This is a genomic window from Klebsiella sp. CN_Kp097 (assembly GCF_040064495.1).
Classification (GTDB): domain Bacteria; phylum Pseudomonadota; class Gammaproteobacteria; order Enterobacterales; family Enterobacteriaceae; genus Klebsiella; species Klebsiella aerogenes.
In genome coordinates this window covers 21,670-34,592 of the sequence record NZ_JBEAIL010000009.1, presented here as the reverse complement: position 1 = coordinate 34,592, position 12,923 = coordinate 21,670, and the positions used below count along the sequence as shown (strand labels likewise).

Genomic DNA, 12,923 nt, shown 5'->3' with positions numbered 1-12,923 from the left:
ACCGCGAAAACCACCTGTACTGGCGTTGAAATGTTCCGCAAACTGCTGGACGAAGGCCGTGCTGGTGAGAACGTAGGCGTTCTGCTGCGTGGTATCAAACGTGAAGAAATCGAACGTGGTCAGGTACTGGCTAAGCCGGGCAGCATCAAGCCGCACACCAAGTTCGAATCTGAAGTGTACATCCTGTCCAAAGACGAAGGCGGCCGTCATACTCCGTTCTTCAAAGGCTACCGTCCGCAGTTCTACTTCCGTACTACTGACGTGACTGGTACCATCGAACTGCCGGAAGGCGTAGAGATGGTAATGCCGGGCGACAACATCAAAATGGTTGTTACCCTGATCCACCCGATCGCGATGGACGATGGTCTGCGTTTCGCAATCCGTGAAGGCGGCCGTACCGTTGGCGCGGGCGTGGTTGCTAAAGTTCTCGGCTAATCGCTGATAACATTTGACGCAATGCGCAATAAAAGGGCATCATTTGATGCCCTTTTTGCACGCTTTCACACCAGAACCTGGCTCATCAGTGATTTTTTTTGTCATAATCATTGCTGAGACAGGCTCTGAAGAGGGCGTAAAGTCCGAAACGCAGCAGAGCATTTCGGTTTGGTCGCCTCGCATTTAATGCGGGGCGAAGATGTTTGTCTGAATTCTTGTGACAGGTTGGTTTATGAGTGCGAATACCGAAGCTCAAGGGAGCGGGCGCGGCCTGGAAGCGTTGAAGTGGGTTATCGTTGCCGTGCTGCTGATTGTAGCCATCGTAGGCAACTTCCTTTATCGCGACATTATGCTGGCGATCCGTGCGCTGGCCGTGGTGATTCTTATCGCTGCTGCCGGTGGCGTCGCTCTGTTAACGACAAAAGGTAAGGCGACTGTCGCCTTCGCCCGCGAAGCGAGAACCGAAGTCCGCAAAGTGATCTGGCCGACCCGCCAGGAAACGCTGCACACCACGCTGATTGTTGCTGCCGTAACTGCAGTAATGTCACTGATCCTGTGGGGACTGGATGGTATTCTGGTTCGCCTGGTATCCTTTATCACTGGCCTGAGGTTCTGAGATGTCTGAAGCTCCTAAAAAGCGCTGGTACGTCGTTCAGGCGTTTTCCGGTTTTGAAGGTCGCGTAGCTACTTCGCTGCGTGAACATATCAAATTACACAACATGGAAGAGTTGTTTGGCGAAGTCATGGTTCCGACCGAAGAAGTGGTTGAAATCCGTGGCGGCCAGCGTCGCAAAAGCGAACGCAAATTCTTCCCAGGCTACGTTCTGGTTCAGATGGTCATGAACGACGCGAGCTGGCACCTGGTGCGCAGCGTCCCGCGTGTGATGGGTTTCATCGGCGGTACTTCCGACCGTCCGGCGCCGATCAGCGACAAAGAAGTCGATGCCATCATGAACCGTCTGCAGCAGGTTGGCGATAAGCCGCGTCCGAAAACGCTGTTTGAACCGGGCGAAATGGTTCGCGTCAACGATGGTCCGTTTGCTGACTTTAACGGCGTTGTTGAAGAAGTGGACTACGAGAAGTCTCGTCTGAAAGTTTCCGTTTCTATCTTCGGTCGTGCGACTCCGGTAGAACTGGACTTTGGCCAGGTTGAGAAGGCGTAAGCTGGCGATCAAAAAAGCAGCGATTTAATCGTTGCATAGGGCGCGAAATTGGCATACAATTTCGCGCCTTTTGTTTTTATGGGCCTGGCCCGTAAAACGATGTTTAATCACGGGGAGCTTCTCTGAAGCGTTAATACCCAATTTGAGGATTTAAGAATGGCTAAGAAAGTACAAGCCTACGTCAAGCTGCAGGTTGCAGCTGGTATGGCAAACCCGAGTCCGCCGGTTGGTCCAGCACTGGGTCAGCAGGGCGTTAACATCATGGAATTCTGCAAAGCGTTCAACGCAAAAACTGAATCCATGGAAAAAGGTCTGCCAATCCCGGTTGTTATCACCGTTTACGCTGACCGTTCTTTCACTTTCGTTACCAAAACTCCGCCGGCAGCAGTTCTGCTGAAAAAAGCGGCTGGTATCAAGTCCGGCTCCGGTAAGCCGAACAAAGAGAAAGTTGGTAAAATTTCCCGCGCTCAGCTGCAGGAAATCGCGCAGACCAAAGCTGCCGACATGACTGGTGCCGACATTGAAGCGATGACTCGCTCCATCGAAGGTACTGCACGTTCCATGGGCCTGGTAGTGGAGGACTAAGAAATGGCTAAACTGACCAAGCGCATGTCCGTGATTCGTGAGAAAGTTGATGCAACTAAACAGTACGACATCAACGAAGCCATCTCTCTGCTGAAAGAACTGGCGACCGCTAAGTTCGTTGAAAGCGTTGACGTTGCTGTAAACCTGGGCATCGATGCTCGTAAATCTGACCAGAACGTACGTGGTGCAACTGTACTGCCGCACGGTACTGGCCGTTCTGTTCGCGTTGCCGTATTTGCACAGGGCCCGAACGCTGAAGCTGCTAAAGCTGCAGGCGCCGAGCTGGTAGGTATGGAAGATCTGGCTGACCAGATCAAGAAAGGCGAAATGAACTTTGACGTTGTTATTGCTTCCCCGGATGCAATGCGCGTTGTTGGCCAGCTGGGCCAGGTTCTGGGCCCGCGCGGCCTGATGCCAAACCCGAAAGTTGGTACCGTAACTCCTAACGTTGCTGAAGCGGTTAAGAACGCGAAAGCAGGTCAGGTTCGTTATCGTAACGACAAAAACGGCATCATCCACACCACCATCGGTAAAGTGGACTTTGACGCTGACAAACTGAAAGAAAACCTGGAAGCTCTGCTGGTTGCGCTGAAAAAAGCAAAACCGACTCAGGCTAAAGGCGTGTACATCAAGAAAGTTAGCATCTCCACCACCATGGGTGCAGGTGTTGCAGTAGATCAGGCTGGCCTGAACGCTTCTGCAAACTAATGCCTTTACGTGGGCGGTGATTTTGTCTACAATCTTACCCCCACGTTTGCTAACGAAAGTTAGCGGCTAACAGATTTGTTCGTTGGAGCCTGGCCTATCCAGGCCTCCGTCGAAGACCGCAGGTGTTTCGTAAGAAACTTAATCCCCTGCGTAGACGGTGACAGAACGCTAAGATTATTTTTTGGATACTCTGGCTTGTTTCTGCTCACCGTATTAAGACGCTCTATTCGTTGAATAGAGTGAAGTGAGTTCCAGAGCATAAGCTCTGGCAAACATCCAGGAGCAAAGCTAATGGCTTTAAATCTTCAAGACAAACAAGCGATTGTTGCTGAAGTCAGCGAAGTAGCCAAAGGCGCGCTGTCTGCAGTAGTTGCGGATTCCCGTGGCGTAACTGTAGATAAAATGACTGAACTGCGTAAAGCAGGTCGTGAAGCTGGCGTTTACATGCGTGTTGTTCGTAACACCCTGCTGCGCCGCGTCGTTGAAGGTACTCCGTTCGAGTGCCTGAAAGACACGTTTGTTGGTCCGACCCTGATTGCATACTCTATGGAACACCCGGGCGCTGCTGCTCGTCTGTTCAAAGAGTTCGCGAAAGCGAATGCAAAATTTGAGGTCAAAGCCGCTGCCTTTGAAGGTGAGCTGATCCCGGCGTCGCAAATCGACCGCCTGGCAACTCTGCCGACCTACGAAGAAGCAATTGCACGCCTGATGGCAACCATGAAAGAAGCTTCGGCTGGCAAACTGGTTCGTACTCTGGCTGCTGTACGCGATGCGAAAGAAGCTGCTTAATCGCAGTTATCTTTGTAAAGCACTCGCTTACGTATAAACTTATTCTGATATTCAGGAACAATTTAAATGTCTATCACTAAAGATCAAATCATTGAAGCAGTATCCGCTATGTCCGTAATGGACGTTGTTGAGCTGATCTCTGCAATGGAAGAAAAATTCGGTGTTTCCGCTGCTGCTGCTGTAGCTGTAGCTGCTGGCCCGGCTGAAGCTGCTGAAGAAAAAACTGAATTCGACGTAATTCTGAAAGCTGCTGGCGCTAACAAAGTTGCTGTTATCAAAGCAGTACGTGGCGCGACTGGCCTGGGTCTGAAAGAAGCTAAAGACCTGGTAGAATCTGCACCGGCTGCACTGAAAGAAGGCATCAGCAAAGACGACGCTGAAGCTCTGAAAAAATCTCTGGAAGAAGCTGGCGCTGAAGTTGAAGTTAAATAAGCCAACCCTTCCGGTTGCAGCCTGAGAAATTAGGCTGAGGCTGGTGACTTTTTAGTCACCAGCCTTTTTGCGCTGTAAGGCGCCAGTAGCATTTCACACTGTTTGACTGCTGGTTTGCCTCACAATGCTTGTTTCTATCGACGACTTAATATACTGCGACAGGTTAGGGTTCCTGGGCTGTGTAAATCGCAATGAAATGGTTTAAGCGTGATAGCAACAGGCATTGCGGAAAGTGTTCCATTTTCCGGTCAACAAAATAGTGTTGCATAAAAAACTGCCCTTTCCGGGCAGATGGGTCGACTTGTCAGCGAGCTGAGGAACCCTATGGTTTACTCCTATACCGAGAAAAAACGTATTCGTAAGGATTTTGGTAAACGTCCACAAGTTCTGGATGTGCCTTATCTCCTTTCTATCCAGCTTGACTCGTTCCAGAAGTTTATCGAGCAAGATCCTGAAGGGCAGTATGGTCTGGAAGCAGCCTTCCGTTCCGTATTCCCGATTCAGAGCTACAGCGGTAATTCAGAGCTGCAGTACGTCAGCTACCGTCTGGGCGAACCTGTTTTTGATGTTAAAGAATGTCAGATCCGTGGCGTGACGTATTCCGCACCGCTGCGCGTAAAACTGCGTCTGGTGATCTACGAGCGCGAAGCGCCGGAAGGCACCGTTAAAGACATTAAAGAACAAGAAGTCTACATGGGCGAAATCCCGCTCATGACCGACAACGGTACCTTCGTTATCAACGGTACCGAGCGTGTTATCGTTTCTCAGCTGCACCGTAGCCCGGGCGTCTTCTTTGACAGTGACAAAGGTAAGACTCACTCTTCCGGTAAGGTCCTGTATAACGCACGTATCATCCCTTACCGTGGTTCCTGGCTGGACTTCGAATTCGACCCGAAAGACAACCTGTTCGTTCGTATCGACCGTCGTCGTAAACTGCCTGCAACCATCATTCTGCGCGCGCTGAATTACACCACTGAGCAGATCCTTGACCTGTTCTTCGAGAAAGTGGTCTTTGAAATTCGCGACAACAAGCTGCAGATGGAGCTGGTACCGGAGCGTCTGCGCGGTGAAACCGCCTCCTTCGATATCGAAGCCAACGGTAAAGTGTACGTTGAGAAAGGCCGTCGTATTACCGCGCGCCATATTCGCCAGCTGGAAAAAGACGATATCAAACATATCGAAGTTCCGGTTGAGTACATCGCGGGTAAAGTTGCTTCTAAAGACTACATCGACGAAGCGACCGGCGAACTGATCTGCCCGGCGAACATGGAGCTGAGCCTGGATCTGCTGGCTAAACTGAGCCAGTCCGGCCACAAGCGTATCGAAACGCTGTTCACCAACGATCTGGACCACGGTCCGTACATTTCTGAAACTGTACGCGTCGACCCGACCAACGATCGTCTGAGCGCGCTGGTAGAAATCTACCGCATGATGCGCCCGGGTGAGCCGCCGACTCGTGAAGCGGCTGAAAGCCTGTTTGAGAACCTGTTCTTCTCCGAAGACCGCTACGATCTGTCCGCGGTTGGTCGTATGAAGTTCAACCGTTCTCTGCTGCGCGACGAAATCGAAGGTTCCGGTATCCTGAGCAAAGACGACATCATCGAAGTGATGAAGAAGCTCATCGATATCCGTAACGGTAAAGGCGAAGTCGATGATATCGACCACCTCGGCAACCGTCGTATCCGTTCCGTTGGCGAAATGGCGGAAAACCAGTTCCGCGTTGGCCTGGTGCGTGTAGAGCGTGCGGTTAAAGAGCGTCTGTCTCTGGGCGATCTGGATACCCTGATGCCTCAGGATATGATCAACGCCAAGCCGATTTCCGCAGCAGTGAAAGAGTTCTTTGGTTCCAGCCAGCTGTCCCAGTTTATGGACCAGAACAACCCGCTGTCTGAGATTACGCACAAACGTCGTATCTCCGCACTCGGCCCAGGCGGTCTGACCCGTGAACGCGCAGGCTTCGAAGTTCGAGACGTACACCCGACTCACTACGGTCGCGTATGTCCAATCGAAACGCCTGAAGGTCCGAACATCGGTCTGATCAACTCCCTGTCCGTGTACGCACAGACTAACGAATACGGTTTCCTTGAGACCCCGTACCGTAAAGTGACCGACGGTGTTGTTACCGACGAAATTCATTACCTGTCTGCTATCGAAGAAGGTAACTACGTCATTGCTCAGGCGAACTCCAACCTGGATGACGAAGGCCACTTTGTTGAAGATCTGGTTACCTGCCGTAGTAAAGGCGAATCCAGCTTGTTCAGCCGCGACCAGGTTGACTACATGGACGTATCCACCCAGCAGGTGGTATCCGTCGGTGCGTCCCTGATCCCGTTCCTGGAACACGATGACGCCAACCGTGCATTGATGGGTGCGAACATGCAACGTCAGGCGGTTCCGACTCTGCGCGCTGATAAGCCGCTGGTTGGTACCGGTATGGAACGTGCTGTTGCCGTCGACTCCGGTGTTACTGCGGTAGCTAAACGTGGCGGTACCGTTCAGTACGTGGATGCTTCCCGTATCGTTATCAAAGTTAACGAAGACGAGATGTACCCGGGCGAAGCAGGTATCGACATCTATAACCTGACCAAGTACACCCGTTCTAACCAGAACACCTGCATCAACCAGATGCCTTGCGTGTCCCTGGGCGAACCAATTGAACGCGGCGACGTCCTGGCCGACGGCCCGTCCACCGACCTCGGTGAACTGGCGCTGGGTCAGAACATGCGCGTAGCGTTCATGCCGTGGAACGGCTACAACTTCGAAGACTCCATCCTCGTATCCGAGCGTGTTGTCCAGGAAGACCGTTTCACCACCATCCACATTCAGGAACTGGCGTGCGTGTCCCGTGACACCAAGCTGGGGCCGGAAGAGATCACCGCTGACATCCCGAACGTGGGTGAAGCTGCGCTCTCCAAACTGGATGAATCCGGTATCGTTTATATCGGTGCGGAAGTGACCGGCGGCGACATTCTGGTTGGTAAGGTAACGCCGAAAGGTGAAACCCAGCTGACTCCGGAAGAGAAACTGCTGCGCGCGATCTTCGGTGAGAAAGCGTCTGACGTTAAAGACTCTTCTCTGCGCGTACCGAACGGTGTCTCTGGTACCGTTATCGACGTTCAGGTCTTTACCCGTGACGGCGTAGAGAAAGACAAGCGTGCGCTTGAAATCGAAGAGATGCAGCTGAAGCAGGCTAAAAAAGACCTGTCTGAAGAACTGCAGATCCTCGAAGCTGGTCTGTTCAGCCGTATTTACGCTGTGCTGGTTGCCGGTGGCGTTGAAGCTGACAAGCTCGACAAACTGCCTCGCGATCGCTGGCTGGAACTGGGCCTGACCGACGAAGAGAAACAAAATCAGCTGGAGCAACTGGCTGAGCAGTATGACGAACTGAAACACGAGTTCGAGAAAAAACTCGAAGCGAAACGCCGTAAAATCACCCAAGGCGACGATCTGGCACCGGGCGTGCTGAAGATTGTTAAGGTATACCTGGCCGTTAAACGCCGTATCCAGCCTGGTGATAAGATGGCAGGTCGTCACGGTAACAAGGGTGTTATCTCTAAGATCAACCCGATCGAAGATATGCCGCACGATGCTAACGGTACGCCGGTAGATATCGTACTGAACCCGCTGGGCGTACCGTCTCGTATGAACATCGGTCAGATCCTGGAAACTCACCTGGGTATGGCTGCGAAAGGCATCGGCGATAAGATCAACGCCATGCTGAAACAGCAGCAAGAAGTCGCGAAACTGCGCGAATTCATCCAGCGTGCTTACGATCTGGGCGCTGACGTTCGCCAGAAAGTTGACCTGAATACCTTCAGCGATGAAGAAGTTCTGCGTCTGGCTGAAAACCTGCGTAAAGGCATGCCGATCGCAACGCCGGTATTCGACGGTGCGAAAGAAGCTGAAATCAAAGAGCTGCTGCAGCTGGGCGATCTGCCGACTTCCGGTCAGATCACTCTGTTTGACGGCCGCACCGGTGAACAGTTCGAACGTCCGGTAACCGTAGGTTACATGTACATGCTGAAACTGAACCACCTGGTCGACGACAAAATGCACGCTCGTTCCACCGGTTCTTACAGCCTGGTTACTCAGCAGCCGCTGGGTGGTAAGGCGCAGTTCGGTGGTCAGCGCTTCGGTGAGATGGAAGTGTGGGCGCTGGAAGCATACGGCGCGGCCTACACCCTGCAGGAAATGCTCACCGTTAAGTCTGATGACGTGAACGGTCGTACCAAGATGTATAAAAACATCGTGGACGGCAACCACCAGATGGAACCGGGCATGCCGGAATCCTTCAACGTACTGTTGAAAGAAATCCGCTCGCTGGGCATCAACATCGAACTGGAAGACGAGTAACTCTCGCTCAAACAGGTCACTGGTGCCGGGGTAAAACCCGGCGCCAGATTGTGCTAACTCCGACGGGAGCAAATCCGTGAAAGACTTATTAAAGTTTCTGAAAGCGCAAACTAAAACCGAAGAGTTTGATGCGATCAAAATTGCTCTGGCATCGCCAGACATGATCCGTTCATGGTCTTTCGGTGAAGTTAAAAAGCCGGAAACCATTAACTACCGTACGTTCAAGCCAGAACGTGACGGTCTGTTCTGCGCTCGTATTTTCGGGCCAGTAAAAGACTATGAGTGCCTGTGCGGTAAGTACAAGCGCCTGAAACACCGTGGTGTTATCTGTGAGAAGTGCGGCGTTGAAGTGACCCAGACCAAAGTGCGTCGTGAGCGCATGGGCCACATCGAGCTGGCGTCTCCGACTGCCCACATCTGGTTCCTGAAGTCTCTGCCGTCCCGTATCGGTCTGCTGCTGGATATGCCGCTGCGTGATATCGAACGCGTACTGTACTTTGAATCTTATGTTGTTATCGAAGGTGGCATGACCAACCTCGAACGCAACCAGATTCTGACTGAAGAGCAGTACCTGGACGCGCTGGAAGAGTTCGGTGACGAATTCGACGCGAAGATGGGCGCCGAAGCTATTCAGGCCCTGCTGAAAAGCATGGACCTGGAGCAAGAGTGCGAGCAGCTGCGTGAAGAGCTGAACGAAACCAACTCCGAAACCAAGCGTAAAAAGCTGACCAAGCGCATTAAGCTGCTGGAAGCCTTCGTTCAGTCTGGCAACAAGCCGGAGTGGATGATCCTGACCGTTCTGCCGGTTCTGCCGCCAGATCTGCGTCCGCTGGTTCCGCTGGATGGCGGTCGTTTTGCGACTTCTGACCTGAACGATCTGTATCGTCGCGTCATTAACCGTAACAACCGTCTGAAACGTCTGCTGGATCTGGCTGCGCCGGACATCATCGTACGCAACGAAAAACGTATGCTGCAGGAAGCGGTCGACGCCCTGCTGGATAACGGTCGTCGCGGTCGTGCGATCACCGGTTCCAACAAACGTCCTCTGAAATCTTTGGCCGATATGATCAAAGGTAAACAGGGTCGTTTCCGTCAGAACCTGCTCGGTAAGCGTGTTGACTACTCCGGTCGTTCTGTAATCACCGTAGGTCCATACCTGCGTCTGCATCAGTGCGGTCTGCCGAAGAAAATGGCGCTGGAGCTGTTCAAACCGTTCATCTACGGCAAGCTGGAACTGCGTGGCCTGGCCACCACCATCAAAGCCGCTAAGAAAATGGTTGAGCGCGAAGAAGCTGTCGTTTGGGATATCCTGGACGAAGTTATCCGCGAACACCCGGTACTGCTGAACCGTGCGCCAACACTGCACCGTTTGGGTATCCAGGCGTTTGAACCGGTTCTGATCGAAGGTAAAGCCATTCAGCTGCACCCGCTGGTTTGTGCGGCATATAACGCCGACTTCGATGGTGACCAGATGGCTGTTCACGTACCGCTGACGCTGGAAGCCCAGCTGGAAGCGCGTGCGCTGATGATGTCTACCAACAACATCCTGTCCCCGGCGAACGGCGAACCAATCATCGTTCCGTCTCAGGACGTTGTACTGGGTCTGTACTACATGACCCGTGACTGTGTTAACGCCAAAGGCGAAGGCATGGTGCTGACTGGCCCGAAAGAAGCGGAGCGTATTTATCGCGCCGGTCTGGCCTCTCTGCATGCGCGCGTTAAAGTGCGTATCACCGAATACGAAAAAGACGACAATGGTGAGTTCGTCGCGAAGACCAGCCTGAAAGACACGACCATTGGCCGTGCCATTCTGTGGATGATCGTGCCGAAAGGTCTGCCGTTCTCTATCGTGAACCAGGCGCTCGGTAAGAAAGCGATCTCCAAGATGCTGAACACCTGTTACCGTATTCTGGGTCTGAAACCGACCGTTATTTTTGCGGACCAGACGATGTACACCGGCTTTGCTTATGCAGCGCGTTCAGGTGCGTCCGTTGGTATCGATGACATGGTCATCCCGGAGAAAAAATACGAAATCATCAGCGAAGCGGAAGCGGAAGTTGCTGAGATTCAGGAACAGTTCCAGTCTGGTCTGGTCACCGCGGGCGAACGCTACAACAAAGTTATCGATATCTGGGCTGCGGCGAACGATCGTGTATCCAAAGCGATGATGGATAACCTGCAAACCGAAACCGTGATTAACCGTGACGGTCAGGAAGAGCAGCAGGTTTCCTTCAACAGTATCTACATGATGGCCGACTCCGGTGCGCGTGGTTCTGCGGCACAGATTCGTCAGCTGGCTGGTATGCGTGGTCTGATGGCGAAGCCGGATGGCTCCATCATCGAAACGCCGATCACCGCGAACTTCCGTGAAGGTCTGAACGTACTCCAGTACTTCATCTCCACCCACGGTGCTCGTAAAGGTCTGGCGGATACCGCACTGAAGACTGCGAACTCCGGTTACCTGACTCGTCGTCTGGTTGACGTTGCGCAGGACCTGGTTGTCACTGAAGACGACTGTGGCACCCTGGAAGGCATCACCATGACGCCGGTTATCGAAGGTGGCGACGTTAAAGAGCCGCTGCGCGATCGCGTATTGGGTCGTGTGACTGCTGAAGACGTTCTGAAGCCGGGTACCGCGGACATTCTGGTTCCACGCAACACGCTGCTGCACGAGCACTGGTGTGACCTGCTGGAAGAGAACTCCGTTGACTCCGTCAAAGTTCGTTCCGTTGTATCCTGTGACACCGACTTTGGTGTATGTGCGCACTGCTACGGTCGTGACCTGGCGCGTGGTCACCTCATCAACAAAGGTGAGGCTATCGGCGTTATCGCGGCACAGTCCATCGGTGAGCCGGGTACACAGCTGACGATGCGTACGTTCCACATCGGTGGTGCGGCATCTCGTGCGGCTGCTGAATCCAGCATCCAGGTGAAAAACAAAGGTAGCATCCGTCTGAGCAATGCGAAGTCGGTTGTGAACTCCAGCGGTAAACTGGTTATCACCTCGCGTAACACCGAACTGAAGCTGATCGACGAATTCGGTCGTACCAAAGAAAGCTATAAAGTGCCTTACGGCTCCGTTATGGCTAAAGGCGACGGCGAACAGGTTGCTGGCGGTGAAACCGTTGCAAACTGGGATCCGCATACCATGCCGGTTATCACCGAAGTGAGTGGTTTCGTCCGCTTCACTGACATGATCGACGGCCAGACCATTACTCGTCAGACCGACGAGCTGACCGGTCTGTCTTCGCTGGTGGTTCTGGATTCCGCGGAACGTACCTCCGGTGGTAAAGATCTGCGTCCGGCGCTGAAAATTGTTGATGCTCAGGGCAACGACGTTCTGATCCCAGGCACCGATATGCCTGCTCAGTACTTCCTGCCGGGTAAAGCGATTGTTCAGCTGGAAGATGGCGTACAGATCAGCTCTGGTGACACCCTGGCGCGTGTTCCGCAGGAATCTGGCGGTACCAAGGATATCACCGGTGGTCTGCCGCGCGTTGCGGACCTGTTCGAAGCACGTCGTCCGAAAGAGCCGGCAATCCTGGCTGAAATCAGCGGCATCATTTCCTTCGGTAAAGAAACCAAAGGGAAACGTCGTCTGGTTATCACCCCGGTAGACGGTAGCGAACCGTACGAAGAGATGATTCCGAAATGGCGTCAGCTGAACGTGTTCGAAGGTGAACGTGTAGAACGTGGTGACGTGGTTTCCGACGGTCCGGAAGCGCCGCACGACATTCTGCGTCTTCGTGGCGTACACGCGGTAACGCGTTACATCACCAACGAAGTGCAGGACGTTTATCGTCTGCAAGGCGTTAAGATTAACGATAAGCACATTGAAGTTATCGTTCGTCAGATGCTGCGTAAAGCGACCATCGAAAGTGCTGGTAGCTCCGACTTCCTCGAAGGTGAGCAGGTTGAATACTCCCGCGTTAAGATCGCTAACCGCGAGCTTGAAGCGAATGGCAAAGTTGCGGCAACCTATTCCCGCGACCTGCTGGGTATCACCAAAGCGTCTCTGGCAACCGAGTCCTTCATCTCCGCGGCATCGTTCCAGGAGACCACTCGCGTGCTGACCGAAGCAGCCGTTGCGGGCAAACGCGACGAACTGCGCGGTCTGAAAGAGAACGTCATCGTGGGTCGTCTGATCCCGGCAGGTACCGGTTATGCGTACCACCAGGATCGTATGCGCCGTCGCGCAGCGGGCGAACAGCCGGCTGCGCCGCAGGTGAGCGTAGAAGAAGCCTCTGCCAACCTGGCAGAACTGCTGAACGCAGGCCTGGGCGGTTCTGACAACGATTAATCGTTGATTCGCTAAGCGCTTAAAAGCCAGTCAGGTTTCCTGACTGGCTTTTTTATTACCTGTCGATTTATCTCACCTAAAATAAATTACATTTATTTAATGTAATTGCCGCAATTAATTAGCAAATTAAACATGTCTGATAATTATCTATTTGCTAT

At 52.9% G+C, this 12,923-nt stretch carries 9 protein-coding genes; all 9 read left to right on the top strand.

What is annotated here, in order from left to right; translation table 11 throughout:
• The coding region (locus ABLV07_RS15820) for an EF-Tu/IF-2/RF-3 family GTPase (RefSeq protein ID WP_259615099.1) at positions 1 to 435 on the top strand (435 nt) is incomplete at its 5' end.
• A 232-nt stretch (positions 436 to 667) separates the two neighbouring features.
• Complete coding sequence (secE, locus tag ABLV07_RS15815; protein ID WP_015368827.1) at positions 668 to 1,051, top strand: preprotein translocase subunit SecE; 384 nt, start codon at positions 668 to 670, stop codon at positions 1,049 to 1,051.
• Position 1,052: 1 nt separating this feature from the next.
• Complete coding sequence (gene nusG, locus ABLV07_RS15810; protein ID WP_007665882.1) at positions 1,053 to 1,598, top strand: transcription termination/antitermination protein NusG; 546 nt, start codon at positions 1,053 to 1,055, stop codon at positions 1,596 to 1,598.
• A 156-nt stretch (positions 1,599 to 1,754) separates the two neighbouring features.
• On the top strand, positions 1,755 to 2,183 hold the full coding sequence (gene rplK, locus ABLV07_RS15805) for a 50S ribosomal protein L11 (RefSeq protein ID WP_020079906.1): 429 nt from the start codon (positions 1,755 to 1,757) through the stop codon (positions 2,181 to 2,183).
• Between the two features lie 3 nt (positions 2,184 to 2,186).
• On the top strand, positions 2,187 to 2,891 hold the full coding sequence (gene rplA / locus ABLV07_RS15800; RefSeq protein ID WP_015368826.1) for a 50S ribosomal protein L1: 705 nt from the start codon (positions 2,187 to 2,189) through the stop codon (positions 2,889 to 2,891).
• Positions 2,892 to 3,182: 291 nt separating this feature from the next.
• Positions 3,183 to 3,680, top strand: a complete 498-nt coding sequence (rplJ, locus tag ABLV07_RS15795) for a 50S ribosomal protein L10 (protein ID WP_004097644.1) — start codon at positions 3,183 to 3,185, stop codon at positions 3,678 to 3,680.
• Between the two features lie 66 nt (positions 3,681 to 3,746).
• The gene (rplL, locus tag ABLV07_RS15790; RefSeq protein ID WP_003033114.1) at positions 3,747 to 4,112 is read left to right on the top strand and encodes a 50S ribosomal protein L7/L12; all 366 of its coding nucleotides are present in this window, start codon (positions 3,747 to 3,749) and stop codon (positions 4,110 to 4,112) included.
• A gap of 324 nt (positions 4,113 to 4,436) precedes the next feature.
• Positions 4,437 to 8,465 carry a DNA-directed RNA polymerase subunit beta gene (rpoB, locus tag ABLV07_RS15785; RefSeq protein WP_015704004.1) on the top strand — a complete coding sequence of 1,343 codons (4,029 nt, stop codon included), beginning with the start codon at positions 4,437 to 4,439 and terminating at the stop codon, positions 8,463 to 8,465.
• Between the two features lie 76 nt (positions 8,466 to 8,541).
• Positions 8,542 to 12,765 carry a DNA-directed RNA polymerase subunit beta' gene (gene rpoC, locus ABLV07_RS15780; RefSeq protein WP_015368824.1) on the top strand — a complete coding sequence of 1,408 codons (4,224 nt, stop codon included), beginning with the start codon at positions 8,542 to 8,544 and terminating at the stop codon, positions 12,763 to 12,765.
• Positions 12,766 to 12,923 lie beyond the last annotated feature (158 nt).